At 44.3% G+C, this 22,213-nt stretch carries 17 protein-coding genes, 1 pseudogene and 1 other annotated feature; of the genes and pseudogenes, 6 read left to right on the top strand and 12 right to left on the bottom strand.

The annotated features are described in order from the left end of the window. Positions 1-10 precede the first annotated feature (10 nt). Positions 11-2,695 (bottom strand): HD domain-containing phosphohydrolase, encoded by a 2,685-nt coding sequence (locus KNP81_RS02525; RefSeq protein WP_353048068.1) that lies wholly within the window; start codon positions 2,693-2,695, stop codon positions 11-13. A gap of 201 nt (positions 2,696-2,896) precedes the next feature. Between KNP81_RS02525 and KNP81_RS02530 the strand changes: the two genes are divergently transcribed. Continuing rightward, positions 2,897-3,205, top strand: a complete 309-nt coding sequence (locus tag KNP81_RS02530) for a PadR family transcriptional regulator (protein WP_214718081.1) — start codon at positions 2,897-2,899, stop codon at positions 3,203-3,205. A gap of 5 nt (positions 3,206-3,210) precedes the next feature. Further along, complete coding sequence (gene chrA, locus KNP81_RS02535; protein ID WP_214718083.1) at positions 3,211-4,395, top strand: chromate efflux transporter; 1,185 nt, start codon at positions 3,211-3,213, stop codon at positions 4,393-4,395. 35 nt (positions 4,396-4,430) lie between these two features. On the opposite strand, the gene KNP81_RS02540 is transcribed toward chrA, so the two are convergent. The 9 genes and pseudogenes from KNP81_RS02540 to KNP81_RS02580 all read right to left on the bottom strand — a co-directional run bounded on the left by KNP81_RS02540 (position 4,431) and on the right by KNP81_RS02580 (position 16,293). Next, positions 4,431-4,931 carry a YdcF family protein gene (locus KNP81_RS02540; RefSeq protein ID WP_214718085.1) on the bottom strand — a complete coding sequence of 167 codons (501 nt, stop codon included), beginning with the start codon at positions 4,929-4,931 and terminating at the stop codon, positions 4,431-4,433. Positions 4,932-5,021: 90 nt separating this feature from the next. Further along, positions 5,022-6,542: a bifunctional metallophosphatase/5'-nucleotidase gene (locus tag KNP81_RS02545; RefSeq protein WP_251130233.1), complete on the bottom strand. Its 1,521-nt coding sequence runs from the start codon at positions 6,540-6,542 to the stop codon at positions 5,022-5,024. Between the two features lie 641 nt (positions 6,543-7,183). Beyond that, positions 7,184-8,554, bottom strand: a complete 1,371-nt coding sequence (locus KNP81_RS02550) for a hypothetical protein (RefSeq protein WP_214718100.1) — start codon at positions 8,552-8,554, stop codon at positions 7,184-7,186. 16 nt (positions 8,555-8,570) lie between these two features. Next, positions 8,571-9,944: an alpha/beta hydrolase family protein gene (locus tag KNP81_RS02555; RefSeq protein ID WP_214718102.1), complete on the bottom strand. Its 1,374-nt coding sequence runs from the start codon at positions 9,942-9,944 to the stop codon at positions 8,571-8,573. Between the two features lie 56 nt (positions 9,945-10,000). Beyond that, positions 10,001-11,617 carry a glycosyltransferase family 4 protein gene (locus KNP81_RS02560; protein WP_214718103.1) on the bottom strand — a complete coding sequence of 539 codons (1,617 nt, stop codon included), beginning with the start codon at positions 11,615-11,617 and terminating at the stop codon, positions 10,001-10,003. Beyond that, a complete protein-coding gene (locus KNP81_RS02565; RefSeq protein ID WP_214718105.1) occupies positions 11,610-13,262 on the bottom strand; it encodes a glycosyltransferase family 4 protein in 1,653 nt (550 codons plus the stop codon). Before KNP81_RS02565 ends, KNP81_RS02560 begins: the two co-directional genes overlap by 8 nt. 37 nt (positions 13,263-13,299) lie before the next feature. Next, a pseudogene (gene tagH / locus KNP81_RS02570) lies at positions 13,300-14,085 on the bottom strand (teichoic acids export ABC transporter ATP-binding subunit TagH); the annotation flags it as partial. Positions 14,086-14,102: 17 nt separating this feature from the next. Beyond that, positions 14,103-14,909, bottom strand: a complete 807-nt coding sequence (locus KNP81_RS02575; protein ID WP_214718109.1) for an ABC transporter permease — start codon at positions 14,907-14,909, stop codon at positions 14,103-14,105. 94 nt (positions 14,910-15,003) lie between these two features. Further along, positions 15,004-16,293, bottom strand: coding sequence for a nucleotide sugar dehydrogenase (locus tag KNP81_RS02580; RefSeq protein WP_214718112.1), 1,290 nt, complete (start codon positions 16,291-16,293; stop codon positions 15,004-15,006). Positions 16,294-16,646: 353 nt separating this feature from the next. Between KNP81_RS02580 and galU the strand changes: the two genes are divergently transcribed. Together galU and wecB are read left to right on the top strand one after the other, a co-directional pair. Beyond that, entirely contained in the window at positions 16,647-17,579 is a 933-nt protein-coding gene (galU, locus tag KNP81_RS02585; RefSeq protein WP_214718114.1) for a UTP--glucose-1-phosphate uridylyltransferase GalU, read from the top strand. A gap of 4 nt (positions 17,580-17,583) precedes the next feature. Further along, on the top strand, positions 17,584-18,693 hold the full coding sequence (gene wecB, locus KNP81_RS02590; protein WP_214718116.1) for a non-hydrolyzing UDP-N-acetylglucosamine 2-epimerase: 1,110 nt from the start codon (positions 17,584-17,586) through the stop codon (positions 18,691-18,693). A gap of 44 nt (positions 18,694-18,737) precedes the next feature. On the opposite strand, the gene KNP81_RS02595 is transcribed toward wecB, so the two are convergent. Next, positions 18,738-19,112 carry a nuclear transport factor 2 family protein gene (locus KNP81_RS02595; RefSeq protein WP_214718118.1) on the bottom strand — a complete coding sequence of 125 codons (375 nt, stop codon included), beginning with the start codon at positions 19,110-19,112 and terminating at the stop codon, positions 18,738-18,740. 199 nt (positions 19,113-19,311) lie between these two features. Further along, positions 19,312-19,534, top strand: a binding site (T-box leader). A gap of 55 nt (positions 19,535-19,589) precedes the next feature. On the opposite strand from KNP81_RS02595, the gene trpE reads away from it, so the two are divergent. Both trpE and KNP81_RS02605 read left to right on the top strand, forming a co-directional pair. Then, positions 19,590-20,921 (top strand): anthranilate synthase component I, encoded by a 1,332-nt coding sequence (gene trpE, locus KNP81_RS02600; protein WP_214718120.1) that lies wholly within the window; start codon positions 19,590-19,592, stop codon positions 20,919-20,921. Next, positions 20,918-21,496, top strand: coding sequence for an anthranilate synthase component II (locus tag KNP81_RS02605; RefSeq protein ID WP_214718122.1), 579 nt, complete (start codon positions 20,918-20,920; stop codon positions 21,494-21,496). Before trpE ends, KNP81_RS02605 begins: the two co-directional genes overlap by 4 nt. 3 nt (positions 21,497-21,499) lie before the next feature. Here KNP81_RS02605 and KNP81_RS02610 read toward each other — a convergent pair whose 3' ends face one another. After that, positions 21,500-22,198, bottom strand: a complete 699-nt coding sequence (locus KNP81_RS02610; RefSeq protein WP_214718124.1) for a ferredoxin reductase domain-containing protein — start codon at positions 22,196-22,198, stop codon at positions 21,500-21,502. Positions 22,199-22,213 lie beyond the last annotated feature (15 nt).

Raw genomic sequence — 22,213 nt, forward strand, 5'->3', positions numbered from 1 at the left:
TGTGAGTCGATTAACGTTGCAACGTCGGCACGACTTTCTTGAAAAACACCTCGACGAGTTCCGGGTCGAACTGCCGGCCCGCTTCTTCTGCGATGACCGCGAGCGCTTCGTCGAGCGTCTTCGCTTTCCGATACGGGCGTCCCGTCATCATGACGTCGAACGTGTCCGCAATCGAGATGATGCGTGACGCGAGCGGGATCTGCTTTCCGCTGATCCCTTTCGGATAACCATTCCCGTCCCATCGTTCATGGTGGGCGAGCACGATTTCGGACAGTGGCCCATACTCCGGCACCGTGCTCAAGATGTTGTAGCTCACTTCGGGATGACGTTTGATTTCACGCCATTCGGACTCGGTCAACGTGCCCGGCTTGTCTAAAATCTCATTGCTGATCGCGACCTTGCCGATATCATGCAGTGTCGCCGCCGTGACGAGTTCGTTCACATCAGCACTCGTGAACCCCATCGCCTGTCCGAGTTGCCGCGACAGCTCGGCGACGCGTTGCGAATGTGCTTCTTCGCGCGGGATTTTCTCGTAGAGCGTTCGCATGATGAGCTGAATCGAATGATGGCGTCGGCTTTGTTTCTCCGACACTTTATGGTGATACATCCGGCCCTCGGCCAAATTAAACACTTCCGCGATGGAGAGCGCGTCATCGTCCTTCACCGCTTCGCCGAACGATGCCGAAATCGGCAGCCCTTCGATCGATTTGGCGAGGAACAGTTGGCTCAGGCGATCGGACAAGCGGTTCGCCTCTTCAAGTGACGTATTCGGCATGATGATGACAAACTCATCCCCACCGATTCGAGCGACCGTATCCTTCCCTCGAATCTCACGTTTGAGCGTCATCGTCGCCTCAATCAACAAGCGATCCCCGACGAGATGACCGAACGCGTCGTTCGTCAGCTTCAACCCGTTGACGTCGACGACGATTAAGGCGAGCGGATAATAGTCCGGCTCATCGTACGTGATGAGCGCCTCATCGAAGTAACGGCGATTCTTCACCCCGGTCAACTGGTCGTGATAACTCAAATACTCGATTTCCATCTCATATTTCTTCTTCTCGGTCACGTCACCGATATAGCCGTGCCAAAGGACATGCCCTTCATCAAGCTTCTCTGGACGCGACGATCCTAAAATCCACGTCGTCCGGCCGTCGGGCGTCAGGACACGAAACTCCGCATCCCAAATCGTCAAGTTCTCGTACGACGTCTCAATGCTCGCCATCACGTTCGGATAATCTTCGGGATGGATTTTTGAGAACACGAGACCCGGGTCTTGTTTCATCTCCTCGAACGTAATACCAGTCAGCACCTCGAATCCTCGGCTAAAGAATGGGAAGTGGAAGCTGCCGTCCGGGCGCCGCTCGAACTGATAGATGGCACCGGGCACTTGATCGGACAGCTTCGTGAGCAATCGGTCCCGCTCGGCGAGTTCTTCCTCGAGTTGGACGCGTTCCGTCACGTCTTTGGCGACGGCGTAAATATAGTTGCCTTGGACTTTTGAATGCCACTCGATTGATCGATAGTCTCCATCGATCGTCCGGTATCGGTTGACGAAACGGAAGATGTCCTTCCCTTCTTCGAGCAAGGCGAACGCTTCATTCGTCTTCTCGACGTCATCGGGATGAATCAGGCTCGTGAAGTCCATGTTCTCGAGTTCTTCGAGCGGAAACCCGAGCACACGCTCCCACGCCACGTTCAAATGGAAAATCTCATGATTGGTCAGGGACATGATGCACTCCAAGTCGACGGTCGCGAACCCTTCGAACATCGACTCTTTCGCATCCCCGATTTGCCGGCCCGCTTTCGTCATCTGCTCGAGGATGTGCACGATATACAATTCGACGAGCCCAAGGCGGCTCGCCTCTTTATTTCCTTGCATGACAATCGTCAAATCCCCGTAAAAAACCCCATCTTTCTCGATTTTAAACAAGACGACTTGGCCAAGGTTAAAAATCCGTAAAATATTTTTGATCAGTCGTTTCGGCAACACCCCGTCGACGAGCGGGAAAATGTCGTCGAACACGATTGGGCTCGGTGCCTCGAGTAACTTGGACCGTTTCGGGCTCATCGGCCATTTGCGGCCAACCGGATGGAAGCCTAGCACATCGAGGCTGCGCTCGAGCAGTTCATCAATGCCCGAGAGCGCCACGGTCGAGTACGTCTGTCCATCATCATCGACTAAATTGAGCGTCACGGCCTTGGCACCGGTGAACCCTCGAATCTGGTCGAGGAAATGTTGGTTCATCAACAATTCTCGTCCGGTCGTCACAAAGCGGTGCGACACGTTGACGAGTTGTTTCAGCGCATTGTTCTCTTGGACGTGCGGTGTGATGTCGTGGAACAGCGTCGACACATGACCCGGACGCTCGCTAAAGACAGACAGTTCATACCAGGCCTTGTTGCGACGTGAGAAATGTTCGAACGTGATGGCTTCGCCACTACTGACAGCACGCGCGACTTGGACGATCCATTCCCGTTCGCTGTATTCAAAATCTTTCAACTTGTCGGTGATCCGTCCACCGAGAAAATGTTCGCGCTTTGCTTTCATGATGCGCTCGAACGTTTCGTTCACTTCATGAAACTCGTAATCGACGGGCTCCCCCGCCTCATCGTAGAGCACTTTAAACTCGACGTAGCCTTGGGGCATATGGCGCAACAAGGATTGAAATTTGGTCTGGTCTAAGTCTGCCACGTCGGTCCCTCCTCCGTTCAATTCTACTTTTCAGTTTACCTCATTTCTTACAAATTCCCTATATTTTCCGAATCGATTCTCACCAATATGCGCACATTAAGTTTTTGTAAATGACACCTCACGGCTTGCACCTCACCACCACAATTGTTAGTATGATTACGAAAATCGATATCGAAAACCGATATTAAGGAGATGACGCACGTGGAAGACCGCGTTCTTCGAAAACTGTTTCTCGGTTTTATCCATATCCATATCTTACACCACGCCTCTGAGCACCCGGTGTACGGAGCTTGGATGGTCGAGGAGCTCCGTGAGCACGGCTACTCGATTAGCGCCGGCACGCTCTATCCGATTTTGCACTCGATGGAGCAAGACGGGCTGCTCGTCCGGACGAACGAGCTCGTCGAGGGTCATATCCGGAAAAATTACACGACGACCGAAAAAGGCCTCGTCGTCTTGGCGGAAGCCCGTCAAAAAGCGTATGAACTATTCAAAAAAATTAAGGAGTGAAGCACATGTCCAACCAACGCGTAACGTTCAAAACGTTACTTGAGATTTTATTCGTATCGACCCGGCTCGGCCTGACCTCGTTCGGCGGACCGATCGCCCACCTCGGCTATTTCCATGAGGAGTACGTCCGCCGTCGCAAATGGATGGACGAACGCGCCTATGCCGACCTCGTCGCCCTCTGTCAGTTCTTGCCGGGTCCGGCGAGCAGCCAAGTCGGCATCGGGATCGGGATCGTCCGTGGCGGCATCCTCGGCGGGATCACGTCGTTCATCGGGTTCACGGCCCCGTCCGTCATCGCCCTCATCTTATTCGCCCTATTGGTATCGGGACTCGACGTCTCAGACGCGGGCTGGCTTTATGGATTGAAAGTCGTCGCCGTCGCCATCGTCGCCCATGCTATTCTCGGGATGGCCGGCAAATTGACGCCGGACGCGAAGACGCGGACAATCGCGTTCTTCGCACTCGCCGGGGTGCTGTTATGGCAGACGACCTATAGCCAAGTGCTCGTCATCTTGCTCGCCGGACTTGCCGGGTTCTTGCTGTTCAAACCGCAAAACCTCGACGTCAAGTCGGCTTCGTTCCCGCTCTCGAAACGACTCGGGGCGACGCTTCTCGGTCTGTTCGGGGCGCTCCTCGTCATCTTGCCGATCTTACGGGAGACGATCGAGAGTCAATCGGTCGCCATGTTCGATAGCTTCTACCGCGCGGGGGCCCTCGTCTTCGGCGGCGGCCACGTCGTCTTGCCGCTACTCGAGCGCGAACTCGTACCGGCCGGTTTCTTAAGTGAAGAGGCGTTCCTCGCTGGTTACGGGGCCGCCCAAGCCGTACCGGGACCGCTCTTCACATTCGCGTCTTATCTCGGGACGGTCATTAATGGCGTGCCGGGAGGTCTGCTCGCCACGCTTGCCATCTTCTTGCCGGCGTTCCTGTTGATCCTCGGCGCCTTGCCGTTTTGGGATGCACTCCGTCGCAACCCGAAAGTCGCCGGTGCGCTCATCGGTGTCAACGCTGCCGTCGTCGGGATTTTGATTGCTGCCTTCTATCAGCCGATCTTCACGAGCACGGTGAACGGTGCGGTCGACTTCGTCTTCGCTGCTTTCTTGTTCGCCATGATCGCATATTGGAAGATGCCGCCTTGGGCGCTCGTCATCGTCGGGGTCATCGGCGGGATGATCATTGGCACGTTATAACACGAAAAAGGGACTTCATTGCGAAGTCCCTTTTGTCATGGTCGCCATTTCCAGCGCATATAGTTGATGAACAGCTTCACGTACGCCAACTGTTCACGGACGACGTACTTCAGTTTTGTGGCCGTCGGCGTTCTCGCATACAGTGCGTCGGTCGAGAGCCCAAAGTACAGGCGTCCGACGAGCCGGGCCCGCCTCACATGAAAGTCGTTCGTGACGACGGTCAGACCAGACTCCCCACTCCAAATCGGACGGCTGAACAGAAAGTTCTCGTACGTCGACGTCGACTCCGCTTCGATATGGATTCGCGCCGCATCAATGCCACGTGCCGTTAACTCCCGGGCAATGACGCGGGCCTCCGCCATCCCTTCATCGGGTCCTTGTCCTCCAGAAGCGATGAGTTCGACGTGCGGATATTGCTTCGCGTATTCAGCCGCCGCTTCAATCCGGTGCATCAAGGCCCGGGACGGTTGAATCCCGTTCACTTTCGCACCGAGGACGAGAACGTAACGATATGTTCCATCTGCAGTTTTTCTCATTGTAGGCTCCTTTATGCTTGAACATGAGTAAAGGACCTAACTATACTTTCCCTAGTCAGGTCCCTTCCTCATCCTATAATTACTTCGGGTTTACTGCTTGATGTCGACAATTCGCCCTTCAACAGTCGGTGTGACCGTTTGAAGTTTCACGAGATAATCACGCATGATTTCCCAGTCAATAATCCCCAAATCATTCACACGACCCTCTTCATATGCCTTTTTAAACTCAAGGTAGTTGTCCCCACCTTTTGCAGCAAAGAAGTTCGTTGCAATCTTATAATTCTCATTCGTTACGACGTCCACATATTGTCCATTACGAAGCACTTGCGCCTTCACAATTCGGTTATTTGCTGCTTTCGAACTATCAAACTCAATCTTCATACCTGACATATGCAAAAAACCGCCACTCTCAATTGGGTAGATGCTCACGCTACGCTCAAGGGCTGATAACAGTTCACTTCCTTGCAACGTCATGACCGCTAACGTATTTCCGAACGGAAGTGTTGTCAATACTTCACCTGCTGTCACTGGGCCTGCATTGATTGACGCACGGATACCACCAGCGTTTTGAATCGCTGCGACAACTTCGCCGTCGACTTGTTTTGCACGATCCAACATGCCGTCCGTAATCAAGTTCCCTAACGCCGTCTCATTTTTACGAACGCTCGGTTTGTTGACATCCCCAGCATCACGCGGGTTGTCAAATGCCGAAGTCGTCGTCGCACCAATCTCGGCGTTACGGATGCTTTCAATTTCTTTTGCAAATGGAGCAAGTAAGCTGACCGCCGTCGGATCAGCGGCATAGCCTTTGATGTCAATCAACTTACCTTGGTGTGCAACGACTTTCCCCGTGTGGTCAAACTCGACATCGAGCGTACCGAGGAATTCCCCATATTGATACGCTTGTACAATTACAGTTGGCTCTTCTCCATCAACCACCACGACAGGTGCGTCTAAACGAGAATGCGAGTGACCACCAATAATGACATCAATTCCTTCTACGCGTTTCGCGAGTTCTAAATCATTATCGATTGCCGGATTGTCGTCGAACCCTAGGTGCGAGACGGCTACGATTTGATCGACACCGCGCTGTTTAAACGCTTTGACGGCTTTCTCGGCTTCTTCAACATAGTGTTGAAATTTGATTGGTCCTGGACTAGCGATGTTCGCCGTGTCTTCCGTCGTCAATCCGAAGAATCCAACTTTCTTCCCGTCCACCACTTTGATGACGCCTTCGTATAATTTTCCATCGTACGGCTTTCGCTCAATCTCATCCGAGTAAAGACTGCTCAAATATTGATCAGCACTATAATCCACGTTCGAACTGACGAACGGGAATTTGGCGTTTTGAATAAAAGTTGCAAATTCTTGGTGCCCCGCCTCTGTACCAAGGTCAAATTCATGGTTGCCCGGTACCATCAAGTCATAGTTCATGTAGTTCATGAGTGTCAAATCAGCTAGTCCTTTGAACTCATTGAAGTAAAGCGATCCCGAGAACACATCTCCCGCATCGATCAACAGACGATCTGCATTCTCTTGTCTAAGTTGATTAATTGCCGTAGCTCGTTTTGGTGCGCTATCAAGCGAGGCGTGTGTGTCATTTGTGTGCATAAGCGCCAACTTATATCCCGAAATTGTATACGGAACTTTGAGTTGGACTGTCTTCCCACGTTTAGAATATGTAGCTGTAGCAGTAAAATTACCGATTTTCGAAGTAGATAAATTCGTCCATCTAACCGGTTGTTTCAATATTTTTCCGTCAACATTGACATTTAAAATCTTGTACTTCCCGTCAATTTTTTCTCCTTGTTTAAATGAAAGTGGGTGAGATGGTTGTAAAATTTCAATCGCGTCCACTTTTTGCTTAGAATTAGATACTTTGGCTGAATCTTTACCTACACTTGCACTAACAGTGAGCGGAAGTAAACTAGCAGTGACTAGAGACGTAGCGATGATACCTCTGAGCACTAAATTATTTTTACAGTTTGACATTCTTATTCCCCTTTCAAAGTTTCCCCAGTTAATTTTCCACACCTTGAGATCATAAATGCATTCTCATCTTCTAATCTATCCAACTACGCACAGAAACTCAATACAATTATGCTTCATTTAAAAATAATATATAAAATTAAAATATTTTTTACGCGAAATAAAAAGAATCCAATCATATCCGATTAGATTCTTCCGAAGTATACATTTTTTTAAATCATTATATTTTATTGATTGCGTACTACATATTATCCTTAGTTTATTTATGTCTCTGATGTGAAAGTACGATTAAATATAACTTTTTGATCTTGAGCTATTCGATTTCGAATAAATATTTTCACTCTATATTGATTTCCAGATTCATATGGAATTTTTGTTTCCAAATCATTTGAATACGGCGTTTTCTTATAAATTTGGTCATTCATATACCAATAAAATGCAACTTCTGTACTTTCATCAGTGACGACATTCATTTTAAATACTATTTGATCATTCTCAACCAAAAATTGCTCATTCATAACAAAGAAGTAGAGCAACGATGATTTAAGTGAGAATTTACGAGAAAAATAATAATCAATGTATTGAGGAGCAAAAAATTTTAATTCAGAGTGGTCTACTCCTTCAACAATATGATAATCGAATGGTATGTCAAGAGATTCCAAGTAGGATACAAACGGGTCCAGATGTTCCAACTTCCGTGAATCTGCTGTTCCAACCATTAAATGAATATAAGGCATTTCATCCCGCTTTTCTCTAACCAAATCGTAAATCAATTGATTCATTTCATATACATGATAAGATTGACTGCCACCGGTCATGTATTCAAGTAAATCAGGATGCTGACTAATCAGGAAATCTCCTAAATTAATTGAAGGTGCTAAACTGACAACCTCGCCAAATCCATATTTTAATGCATAGTATAATGCCACATATCCGCCTTTTGAGGAACCAAATGTTGTGACATGTTTTGGCGTCGCATGAATTCGATGTAAGATGTTCATGATCAATGAAATAACCGATGTCTCATTTCGGAAGGATAAATCCTTGCCTAAATAGTAACTTCCTTTTTCACCAAAATCATCTAAAATAAACAATTGATTTGCAGGATGGTCTTTAAAACTTTTCATATAATTAAAATTGTATTGATGAGGTCTTCCCATTGCTGAAAATACGACAATCAAGTCTTTACTAAATGCTTCATCCCTTGCAGGAATAAATTTATATTTCACTTGATCATGCATCGAAAATGTTGATTCAAACGTTTGAGGAAAAACTGGTCGCATCGTCAAAAAACGTGATGTCCGAATAATCACTTCAAAGTTCTGATTAGGTTCAAAATTAAATACTAAATAACCATCGATTACTCTTACTGTGTTCTTCGAAGAGCCAAGGATTTCAAATTCAAACTGCTTTCGCTTAGCAGAAAACAATTCAATAACACGGTTACGAATATTGTAGCGATAGAATTCAATCGGTAGAAATATCGGCCCCACTTCACCAATAGAAGTTCCTTTTATAATCAACATGGTTTCCTTAATGTCAGTTTGAACATTATGCTTTTCGAAGTAGGGTGTTATTTCATCTCTTAGTAAAGAAGCTAGAAGAAATGAATGATCTGTTGCTTGTGTTTTCATATTTACTCCTTTTCCATTACTTGAAGCAGTCTAAGACTAGCTTCCATAATGAATTCTTTTTAACATCCTTCTGAGAAGCCTTATTTTTATAAAAATGAAGAGCCAATACTTGACGCAGATACTTTGGATAACTTTCACCCAATAGATTATGTCGTTTGCCTGGATAAATATCAAATTCATATGGTACTTGTTTTAAATCTAAATATTCTAAAAAGGGTTCAATAACACCTTTTCTGTAAGGGTCATTCTCAATTGTTTGAATGAAAATTTTAGTTTTAGGCTTACTTCTAAAATCAATTTGATAAATCAGTTGATTTAAATAGGCTCTTTGCAAATCGATATTTTTTTCATATGCTGAAGGAGTCATCGTAAGTCTCATTAGCTTCCGCTCTTCATCATTTTCAAGCATCCAATCACCAATCTGATAAACACTTCCTCCTACAATCAGACCTTCAAAATGGTATTTTAATGCGAATAATGTAGCTATTCCTCCGGCTTTTGAAGTACCTAGCGCAATCATTCTTTCAAACCCAACACCACTCTCGCGAGAAATAGCATGTAAAAGCGAAACGACAGACGTTTCAATTTCGTGATTCCCATCTACTCCAATGTTGAAGGTTCCTCGTTGTCCAAAATCATCTAGTATAAATAACCGGTGGCACGGCTCATCTTGTAGCACTTTTAAATAATTGTAGCGTGCTACCTCGTCCGGTGACATGGCAGAGAATACGACGAGCATTTGTTGGCTTCCCTCATGTGGCTGAAACACGTAACGTATGGCTCGATCTGCAAAATACACATTTTCTCCTTGAAACGACGAGAAAATGGTCTCTTGATTTAAAAAGGACTGAATTGCTTCACCAGTCCCACTCAAAGTTTTCATACCAGGATAATATTTATATTTCCATTCGAACAACTTATCTTCAAACTCAGTGGGAAATACAAAGATAAGTTGTTGCAACATATTTTCTTCATGCATATGTCGAATAAATTGATTAAATACAAAATCGTCCCATAAACTTTTCCCGTTTAACGTTATATTTTTACACGATTTTACGCTTGGATATCGTTCTAAATCCAACTCAATCGTACTTAGCCATTGGAACGAAAACTGTTCATTAATTTGAATTTCATACAAATAATATGTTCCTCTTGAATCCCATTCGAGCAATGTAAATTTAGCTTTCTTCTGGGAATCAGCTTTCCATTCTCGAATTTCTGCTAACTCTTGATCGAATAGAGATTTCAATTTCTGATCAGACATACAATTTAATAAATGAAATTGATTATAAAATAATCCAAGTGATGGATGAGGGTACGATACACATTGATTCGAATACTCCGTCGATTCAAAATTCAAAGTCTTGAATGCCGTTATGATTGTCCCCATAGATTCTCACCTTTTGTTAAAAACACTTCCTCGTTTGAGGAAGTGCTTTTAGATTTTTATGCTTTTCGAATCTCTTCAAGCTCTTCAGGTATCACTGTATTCTTACCTGTTTTTTGAATAATCCAGTCTGAACCCACTTTTGACTTTTCTAAGAAAAGCTCTGGGTTATTATATAGTTCTTCGATGCCATCAGCAATCCCAATATAGTCTTCTTCTCCTGCGAGAATTCCTGTGTCTTCTCTCATAAACTCCGGAATACACGAGACCGCATTCGTAGCTGCAATCACACCACTAGACATAGCTTCACACATCGATACTCCTTGTGTATCCCAGCGTGTCGGGCATAAGAAGATTCCTTTATTACGATGTATTTCAGCAATTTCAGGTTGCGATAAGAATCTTTCGTGGATATGAACATTTTTAAATTGACGTAACGGTTCGAGCAATTCATCAAACTGTGGTCCCATTCCATAAATCTCAAAATCGAGATCATAAAAAAGAGGACGTTTTGAAAGTTCAAGAATCGCCTTCACCGTCAAATCATTCCCATATTTTTTATTAACGAAAGGACGTACAGTCCAAATCTTTTTACGTAATTCTGGATCCTTCTTTTCAAATTTAAATACAGAGTCATCCGTAATATTGTGAATCACTCGATAACGATCATCCGCTAATTGGAATCCAGCATCTTCTTGTGCGACATTCGCAATGAATTCAGAAATGAAAATGAACTGGTAACGATCATCCTGTCGACTAAATAGTTCATGAATAAACTTCATTCGACGGTTGTTGTTACTCGGCAGTGTCCGAAGTGTACGTGCCATCATCCCATTGTTTTCTACGTTGAACAAACGACGTGTCCATCTTTCCGCTTCGACTGCATGAATCCAAACTAAAACCGGGGTATTTGGTGCTCCAATTTCAATCGCTTCATACATGTTTCGATTAATGAAGTGAATCAAAATCTTCTTATAGTTTGTATGCTTCAAAAAATACTCTAAGCTTGTTTGATTTCCTTCAAATACGCGCACTCCATCAAACTCGTACTCATTCAAGAGAGACGACCCTTGGAAGGCAAATACATCTACCGGAAGTTGATCTTCTTGGTATGATTTCACACGGCGATGTACGAAGCCATTGCGATAAAGGTTTTCTGCATTCGGATAGATGTTCGTCAAAACTAGATAACGTTCTTCCGTATTACTCAAGTTCATTCGTTTTGGAATAACAAGTTGTTCATATTCTTTATAGTTTGCAATCCAACGCAATTCAAGATCTTCAATCGAAATCATACCTTGTCCGCTTACCCGCAAGGCCATCTTGATTTTGTTAGTCCAAACAGGAATATGAATAACACCAGTCTCACCAAATTTAATACGGCGCACATGTTTTTTTTCCCCAGCGTCGTTATAGAAAATGTACTGCATGGTCGCTTCAACATTTCCTTCTTTTCTACCCGTAAAAGTAACTAGAAGTTCACGCTGATTCTCAGGAGGTGTGATGGTCGCAGATTCATCTTCTTTAAAAGCTCCATATGCTTCAAAGTGAAGATAGCGATGTGGTACTTTATTCGAACAGTTAATATATACATTCAAAGAATCCGATTTAGAATTGTACATTTCGACTTCTGTTCCTTTGACAATCCAATTCGATGCGTTCTGATATTTATTCATGTAATCCACCCGTTCCATCTGTCATATGTTTCTCTCGTAACGCTTTTGTAAGTCGCGAGACTTCCTCTGACAAGAAAATAACGTCTTTCATATACATATCTAAATCTTCATAAGACTCAGAGTTATCGACTTTGTGAGCAGCGTTCATGATGGCTTCGTCCATTTCTATTTTCGATTCATCATTTCCTAACCGGTTAATCAAGAAGAGATATTCCTGTGATAAAACAGCCAATCTTGATTTATAAAAACGGATTTGCTCTCGAACTTCACGTGGGGTCATATAAAATAATGGTATTTTTTTCTCATTCCAAAGTTTATCACTCAATTGAACATACATCGATTCGAATGTAAAACGCTTAGCCACTTCAAACATTCGTTTTGCAGCCATCTCATAAATTTCAGGATTTTCGACTGCAAGCAAAATGTTTGCCACAACCTCTTCATCTGAATTCGCATAGAGTGGGTAGTCGTCTCCAAATAATCTTGTGTGCATATCAGACTTGTTAAAGATGACTGGCTTGCCTAAAATAGCGTACTCTAGCACTTTTGTAGATAATTCTAATGAGTCATCAAGCTCATGCGAACGATAACTAATTCCAATATCTGATTCTAAAATCAGCTTTTGTGACTCTTCGCGTGAAACGCCACCAATCCATTTGACACCCGGTGTTATTTCAAGCAATTGTGTAACGTCTTCTTTAAAGTTCTCATTTACTTTCGAATCATTAAATTTGTCACCCGCAATGTTAAATGTAATCTTTGGAAGACGCTGACGAATAGTTGGGAATAATTCCAACAGTTCTTGAGACATCCATAGATCAGCGAATTTACCGGCGTAAACAAGAGATGGTTGATTTGAAATTTTAAATGTAGGCTTCAATTCCTCATTCATTGGAATCATTGGATTCAACACATAAACCTTGTCTTTGGCAAAAGGGAACAATTCAATTAAGAATTCTCTCATCTCTTCTGTCTGACATAAAAATCGATTACAGTGCAACAAGACCGACTGTAAATCTTCAAACTCTTGAACTGAGAATTCCTCCATTGAATGTGGGAAGTCAGTCAAATATACCCACATTTTCTTCATTAAGTGTGGATGTTTCAAGAGCGCTTTAATAACAGGATAACCTCGAACAATACAGAAATCGTAATCTTTTTCATTGAAACAATGTTGAATTACCGTTGGTGCGTAACCAGGACTAATATCCTTACGCTTATACCATCTTGCAGTACCTAGCTGCTCACGATGCTTTTCAGCAAACGGATCAATAATTTGTACATTATCTAATTCATATAAAGGTTTTAGTAAACGATCATTATGAACGTGCGTTTTCAAAAGTAAATCTGTTTGAATATTTTCTCCTACCGAGAGCATCCGTGCGACAGACGTCGCCCATACTGCCGAACCGTCTAATAAGTTTAAGTTGACGTTTCCGTAAATTAAAACTTTTAGCTGTTTTGTATCAAGTGAATGATAATTCGTAAGATTCAATTCACCTGCATCTATTGTCATTTGCGCTGATCGCGAAGTCTCTAGCGCATATTTCATTACAGATTTATAATCAATATTTGGAATCAACTTTGCGTTGTTGCGAACACGCTGTGCCGTCTTTCTAATCTTATCGCTTGGAAACTTAAGCATTTACGCTACTCCCTTTATCCTTTGACTTTTTAACAGTTTGATATTGAGTTTGTAACATTTTCTCGCGATACTCTTTCCGTTCTTCCGGAGTCCATCGCTTATAACGAGTTAAAAAATTCCCGTAATTATCTAGCACTTCTTTCGAATCACCATATTCACGGATGACCCCATATTCTAACCACAATACTTTTGTACAGAAGCTTCGAACTTGTGCAATGGAGTGACTGACAAAGACGATTGTTTTGCCTTCTTCTTTAAACTCATTCATTTTATCTAAACACTTATCAGTAAATGTTTGGTCCCCTACGGATAAAGCTTCGTCGATTACCAAAATATTTGGATTGATATGAACTGAAATCGCAAAGCCGAGTCGAGATTTCATACCGCTCGAATAATTTTTAACAGGTTGATCAATAAATCTACCAATGTCAGCAAATTCGATAATATCAGGTTCAAGTTCTTTAATTCGTTTTGGAGTTAGACCTAACATCAGTCCTTTTAATTCAATGTTATCTCTACCGCTTAAGTTCCCATTCAGTCCAGATGAGATTGCAACTAGTGAAACATCTCCATCTGTTTTGATTTCTCCATAAGAAGGTTGTGTGACACCTGAAATGAGATTCGATAAAGTCGATTTCCCAGAACCGTTAACACCGACAAGACCTAATACTTCGCCTTTCGGAAGTTCAAATGAAATGTCATTAAGAGCCACAAATCGCTCTCCATACCCTCCTGGAATGACCAGGTCTAAAAATTTATCTTTCGAGTTTTTATATATTTTGAAATGCTTTGAAACATGCTCAACTTTAATTGCATAGCTCATTTAAATTCACCTTATCTTTACAAGTAGTCTGTAAACGAGTCACGGAACTTCACGTGTAACGCCGCCGCAATCAATAAAATGATTGCAACAAATGACCAAAAATACAACATGTATCCTGGATGTTCCCAGAACCAATGATGATAAAAGAACGTGTTTCTATATCCTTCAATGACGTAGTTGATTGGATTCAACTGTAAAATGGGTCTGATGACTTCCGGCATAGTCGTCAATGGCCATAAAATTGGAGTTACATAAAATAACATCCTCACCATCGACTGCAGAAGACTTTGAAAATCTCGCGCCAAGGTTGAAAATGTTGAAAAGAGTAGTGCAAATGCATAGCTCAATAAGAAGGTAGCCACCAAATAATATGGTAACTGCAAAATATAAATCGAAAATTGAATATCGTAACCAATCAAAACGACTGCGATAATCAATAAAATAAATGCGTGTTCAATAAAGAACGTCAACATCACGTAAGATGGGATAATACTCATAGGGAAGTTCATCTTTGATACTAAATTTAATCTTGCATAAATGGAGTTAGACCCTTGCACAAACGCTTTACTTACGAAGAACCAAAGCGAGATTCCGACAATCATCCAAGGTAAGAACGGGACACCATCCACGTCATTCCCCGAACGTAACCCAATTCCAAATACAAACCAGTATACAGCAATTTGGAACAATGGATTTAAAAACTCCCATACAATTCCTAAGTAGTGATTTGAGTACTGCGATTTTGTTTCATATCGCGCAAGTCTACCTACCATATATATGTTATCAACGTGTTCCTTTAACACTTTTTTAAATGATTGAAACATAATTCAACGAATCCTCTCCATAATCGAAGTAAAGTAGAAATGCCTCTATACAAATTAAAATTGTACAGAGGCACTCCTAACCGTCTTGAATTGATTAGATTAACTCCGCAACATTTGTGTACTTGTAAAGATTGCCGTAGTTAACCACTTCAACCTTACTGTCTGTATCCTCTTTTACAATGTTTCGTGTATCGAAAATACGAGGTGTGTTCATAGTTGCCGTTAATTCATTAAAGTTAAGTTGTTTGAACTCGTTATGATCGACTAACACCAATACCAAATCCGCTCCCGTTAGTGCTTGTTCCGAAGACACAAGGTCAAACTTGTCAGAAATTGAGCGTTCAACATGCGGATCGTGAACTTCAACGTTCACACCACGCTCAATCAACAAGTCGATTATTTCGACCGCTGGACTTTCACGCATATCGTCGACGTTTCCTTTATATGTTACGCCAAATGCAGCAATTTTAGGATTCTCGATTCCTTCAACCAATTTTTGAGCGTGTGTTGCTACATAATCTGGCATTGAAACGTTCGTGTCACGTGACAGTTTGATGATTTTAGCAAGTTCAGGTTGCTTAGCAACGATGAAGTAAGGATCAACAGCTAGACAATGACCACCAACGCCCGGACCGGGACTATGAAGATTTACACGTGGATGTTTGTTAGCCATTTCAATAACATCCAATACGTTAATATCAAGAGCATTGCATACTTTTGCTAATTCGTTAGCTAAAGCAATGTTGACATCTCTAAATGTGTTTTCCATTAATTTTGACATTTCTGCAGTTTTCGCGTCTGTTTGAATAATCTCGCCTTCAACAAACGTACGATATATTTCAGCGCCTTTTTCTGCACATGTTGAAGTAATCCCTCCAACAATGCGGTTATTGTGAACAAGCTCATGCAAAATTTGACCTGGTAGTACGCGCTCAGGACAATGTACCAAATATACATCTTCCCCTACAACGAAACCGGCTTCTTCTACTAATGGTTTTACAAAGTCATCCATTGTTCGTGGAGCAATTGTAGATTCCACGATAATGACGTTCCCTTTTTTAACAACTGGTAGCACACGACGTGTTGCATCCAATACGTATGTCAGGTCACACGATTTATTTTCGTCGTCATTATTCGGTGTAGGTACCGCAATGATAAAAGCATCAGCCGGTTCAACATCGAGCGAGGCGCGGAATTTACCTGATGCTACCACTTCTTTAACAACTTCACCTAAACCAGGTTCTTCAATATGAATTTCCCCGCGGTTTAATTTATCTACAACTGATTGATGAATATCAATACCTACTACGTCTGTACCGTACTTCGCAAAAACAGCAGAAGTCGGTAAACCGATATATCCGAGTCCAATTGTACAGAGTTTCATGTTTTTTCCTCCACCTTAAACTTTACTCACTTACTTTTCATGATTATATATTATTACTAAACTAAGCCATTACTAAAGCACCCTAATCATTCTGTGTTAGGAAGATTGAAAAGATTTAGTAAAGACAAACAAGCAGAATTATACTATTGTTTGTGTACTAATTTCAAGCTTATCCATCTAGATCGACACTCACCCGGATGTTTACGAGCACAGACGTAAGTCTAATATGTTTTTATAATGTAGTCAAATTACATAATGACTACATTTTTATCAACTTCATGAATAATAAAATTGGTTTATGCTATGATGATTTGTGTTGAACATTTAATTCTTTGATTAAAAGGAGATTCTTTATGAAAAAGATTAGAAAAGCTATTATTCCGGCAGCCGGACTTGGCACACGCTTTCTACCAGCAACGAAAGCAACACCAAAAGAGATGCTTCCAATTCTCACAAAACCAACTATTCAATATATTGTCGAAGAAGCAGTCGCTTCAGGAATCGAACAAATCATTATCGTCACCGGTCGTAATAAACGTGCAATAGAAGATCACTTCGATTCTAATCCAGAACTTGAAAGTCAACTTCGCGCAAAAGAAAAGTATGATTTACTTGAAAAAGTACAAGCGTCTTCTCAACTAGCTGAAATTCATTATATTCGCCAACAAGAACCAAAAGGTTTAGGACATGCGATTTGGAGTGCACGTCACTTTATCGGGGACGAACCCTTTGCAGTATTACTTGGTGACGATTTAATCGTATCTGAAAAGCCAGGTCTTCAACAATTGATTGAGCAGTACGAGAAAACAGAATCTGCTGTCATCGGTGTTCAGGAAGTGCCTGATGATCAGACACATCGTTATGGAGTTATTAATCCACTAACGAGTGATGGTAGACTCTATGATGTTAAAGGATTTGTTGAGAAACCAGCTCCAGGAACTTCACCATCAAATTTAGCGATTGTGGGTCGATATGTACTAACTCCTCAAATTTTCCGATTCTTAGAAAGACAAGAGGTTGGCGCAGGCGGCGAAATTCAATTGACGGACGCAATCAATTACTTAAACGGTATTCAACGCGTATTCGCTTATAACTTTGAAGGGAAGCGCTTTGACGTTGGAGAAAAATTGGGCTACGTCGAAACAACACTCGCATTTGCTTTGCAAGATGAATCTATTCACGATGAACTTGCACCAATCCTTACAAAGTATTTAAAAGAAGAATTTTCACGTGAACAATTGGCAGATTTTATTAAAGAATTATCAGCGAACGAAGAGGGAGAATGAGAACATGATTAAAGTAATGACTGTTTTTGGTACGCGACCAGAAGCCATTAAAATGGCGCCTCTCGTGCTTGAACTAAAGAAACACCCTGAGATTGAGCCAATTGTGGTTGTAACTGCACAACATCGTCAAATGCTTGATCAAGTGCTTAAACTGTTTAAAATTACGCCTGACTATGACTTGAACATTATGCAGAGTGGCCAAACTTTATTTGACGTCACTGCAAAAGTATTAAAAGGAATGGGAGAAATTATCTCAGACGTGAAACCAGATATCGTTCTTGTTCATGGAGATACGACCACAACATTTGCCTCTTCACTCGCTGCCTTTTATAATCAGACGGCTGTCGGTCATGTTGAAGCTGGTTTAAGAACTAATAATAAATATTCTCCATTTCCAGAGGAACTAAATCGGCAGGCGACTGGAATAATGAGCGATTTACACTTTGCACCGACAGACGATTCAAAAAACAACCTTTTAAAAGAAGGGAAAGCAAATGAAGTTATTTTCGTAACGGGCAACACAGCCATCGATGCATTACAAACGACTGTTTCAGAAGACTACTCACATCCTCTACTAGATGCAATCAAACAATCTGAACGTAAACTAGTTCTTTTAACCGCTCACCGTCGTGAAAACTTAGGTGAACCTATGAAGAATATTTTTAGAGCGGTTAAGCGTCTAATCGAACGTCATGATGACATTGAAGTGGTTTACCCAGTTCATATGAATCCTATCGTGCGTGATGCAGCTAACGAAATCTTGCATGATGTCAATCGCGTTCATTTAATTGAACCATTAGATGTGTTTGACTTCCACAACTTTGCTGCCTCATCGCACATTATTTTGACGGATTCCGGCGGTGTTCAAGAAGAAGCACCTTCCCTTGGAGTTCCGGTTCTAGTACTTCGTGATACAACCGAACGACCAGAAGGGGTAGCAGCAGGTACATTGAAACTCGCTGGAACAGATGAAAATAACATTTTCAATCTCTCTCACCAATTATTAACGGATACTACTTTCTATGATTCTATGGCAAAAGCATCAAATCCATACGGTGATGGTACAGCTTCTAAACAAATTACGGAGCACATCGTCCGCTATTTTTCAAAGTAAACGTGAAATATAAAAACTTCCGCCAATAAAAACGGCGGAAGTTTTTATATTTCATTTATCATCGTCGCCTGGCCACCTTGCCAAAGCCACGTATCTTCTTGTTTCACATAGACATGCAGCACCCAGAACCGGCCTTCGTAAGCGTTCGTTCCAAGAATGAAATGCTCTTCAAGCAACAGTTGCACGAGGGCGATTTCGCCCGCCACCGTCTCGTCGAAAGTGACCGTATCCTGTGCGATCCACTGGACCGACGCTGGGTCGACGAACTGGTCTAAAAATGTTTCTTTATCGAACTGACGTCCGCTCGAGTCGACGTAACGAAACTCGTCATTCATGATGCCGCGCATCGCGTCAAGGTCTCCCTTGACTTGAAGTGCGGCCCGTTCGTCAGAAAGTTGTTTTAAGTTGATGGTTTCCATTGATTGATGTACCTACCTTTCGCGTCCATCATATCATACTCATAGGCCAGAGTCGTCCGCTTCGATATCCAATAGAAATAAGTTTCCATCCTCATTTTGATGAAACCATATTATTAACTAATTCTCTCTTTACTCCGATTCACAGTTCGCATCTTGACATTCTGACTTCAGCCCGTTAAAGTAACGATAACATTCATACGAACTCGCGATGAGAAAGAAGAGTAGCGTGAAGATTCGTCTCCAGAAAGCCGGTGGTCGATGCGAACCGGTGACGTGTCTCACGTGAATGGGCTTTTGAGCGTTCAGACCGATACGTAGGCTCTGACGGGTCCTCCCGTTACCGAGGATAGCGAATGATTGTTCGCGATGAGTGGGGGGAGCTCCCCAAACGAAGGTGGCACCACGGGTCCCCCGTCCTTCATGTCTTTTTTAGACATGTCGGGCGGGGGACTTTTTTTATTTCAAGGAGGAGATCACATGAAACAACTTATCATCAACGGCGACGAACTGACGCCAGTGGCCATCTTTCATCGATTAGAGGGCGAACGGAAAGTACTGCTCGAGAGCCGCGCCGAAGGCAAGCATGGCCGTTACTCGATTATCGCCTCTAGTCCGGTCGAGACGATTCGCGCCAACGGCAACGAAGTGACCGACGCATCCGGCACGATGCACACGGACGACCCGCTTGCCTTGTTATCAGAACTGGTTTCGCGAGACACGCCGGATGCCCCCTATCCGTTCATCGGTGGTGCCGTCGGTTATATCGGTTATGACATGCAACGCGTCTATGAACCGATCCCGAACACACCTAGCGAGACTCGCGGTTTGCCGGACGCCTTGTTCCAACGATATGAGACGGTCGTTCTCTATGATCACGTCGAGGAGCAGCTCATCGTGATCGACACCGGGGATGATGATGCTGAGAAGCGACTCCACCACGTCAAACTGGCACTCGAGACGGCGAAGACACACGAGCTCGCCCCTGTCGTCCGCACGAGTGAACGCGTATTGACTGGCAAGGATGAGTTCGTCGAACGCGTCTTGCAGGCGAAAGAAGCCATCCTCGCCGGTGAGGTGTTCCAGCTCGTCTTGTCCCAACGGATCGATGCGACGTTCACCGGCGACCCGTTCCACTTCTATCGGACGCTCCGGAAACAGAACCCGAGTCCGTACTTGTTCTATATCGATCTGGGCGAGGCAATCGTCCTCGGGGCGTCCCCGGAGAGTCTCGTTCGCGTCGAGGGCAATCGCGTCTCGACGAATCCTATTGCGGGCACGCGCCCCCGCGGCAAGACAATCGAAGAAGACGTGCGTCACGCCGCTGATCTCATTCAAGACGAGAAAGAACTCGCCGAGCACCGGATGCTGCTCGATCTCGGCCGCAACGACATCGGCCGGGTCGCCAAAGTCGGCTCGGTCACAATTCCGAAACAGATGGAAATCGAACGCTTCAAAAACGTCATGCATCTCGTCTCCGAGGTCGAAGGCGAGCTCCGTGACGACTTGAATCCGATTGATGCGTTACGCGCCTGTCTCCCGGCCGGTACCGTCTCCGGCGCCCCGAAGATTCGGGCGATGCAGCTGATTGACGAATTGGAGACGGTGAAACGCGAAGTATATGCCGGGGCCGTCGGCTATCTCGACGTCCGGGGCGGCTATGATTTCGCTCTCGCTATCCGAACTATGGTCGTACAAGGGGATACGGCCTACGTCCAAGCGGGCGCCGGTATCGTCTACGATTCGGACCCGGTGTCAGAATATGAAGAGACGTTGCATAAAGCCAAATCTCTTTTGGAGGTGTTCGCATGATTCTACTCATCGATAATTACGACTCGTTCACGTACAACGTGTATCAAGATGTCGCCCGGTTCAGCGACGTCTTGGTCGTCCGCAATGATGAACTGACAATCGAGGCGATCCGCGCCCTCAACCCAGCCGGCATCATTATTTCCCCAGGTCCAGGTGGTCCGGCCGACGCCGGTGTCTCGCTCGACGTCGTCCGCTCTTTGTCTGGCACTATCCCCATCCTCGGTGTCTGTCTCGGACATCAAGTCATCGCCGAAGCGTTCGGGGGGACAGTCGGACGGGCCGAACAAGTCATGCATGGGAAGACGTCCGTGATCGAGACAATACCGAGCGTCTTGTTCGATGGGAATCCGAGCGAGGTCATGCGCTATCATTCGCTCGTCGTCTTGGAGACGGATCTCATCGTGACCGCTCGCACGACGGACGGTGTCATCATGGCACTCGAGCATCCCGAACACCCGACATATGGCGTCCAGTACCATCCCGAGTCAATTGGTACACCGGACGGACGCGACCTGTTCGAGCGCTTCGTTGAGATTTGCCATACAAAAAGACCGAGGAACGTATCCTCGGTCTGAGTGTCAGGCTTTCAGGAAATCTTCAAATTGAAAGTCATGCTTGTCGAGCATGATTTGATCGGGCGTGACACCGCTTTGACGCAACGCGGCAATCGTCGCATGCAAGAAATCATCGCTGCCGACCACATAAAACAGCCCATTCCGGTCTGCCGCTAGTGCCTCGACCTTCTGGTAATAGTCTGGACGACTGTCGACAAACTCGGCCGTAAAGGCGTCTGTTGACGCGAATACATCGTTAAACAGATATTCTTTCGAAGAGTCGACGTTCAACGAGTGGAGGTGCGGCACACCTTCCCCGTTCGCCAAATACGCGAGCACGAGCGGGCGGAACGTCGCGATGCCGACCCCGCACGATAACAGATAGACGTTCTTCCCCTCCCGCTTCAGCGGCACGTTCGAATGCGTCTTGAAGATGGCGACCTTGTCCCCAATGTTCATGTCACGCAAAGTTGATTTGAACGTCGAACATTCCGGTTTGACCCGTGTCGTGATGCCAATCGCGCCTTCCTGCGGCAACGTCGAAATCGACATATGGCGAATCAACGTCCGGTTCGGTCGATCTTCCTTGTTAAATCCCTCGAGCGCGAAGTGTGTGTGCGCCCCTTCTTCCCATGTGAAGCCAGCCGGTAGCTCAAGCTTGAACGTGTAAGTGTCTTTTGCTTCCTCTACGACTTGTTGAATCGCTGTCCAGTAAATCTGCATCGAATCCCGTCCTTT

It is taken from the genome of Exiguobacterium sp. s149, from assembly GCF_018618395.1.
Taxonomy (GTDB): domain Bacteria; phylum Bacillota; class Bacilli; order Exiguobacteriales; family Exiguobacteriaceae; genus Exiguobacterium; species Exiguobacterium chiriqhucha.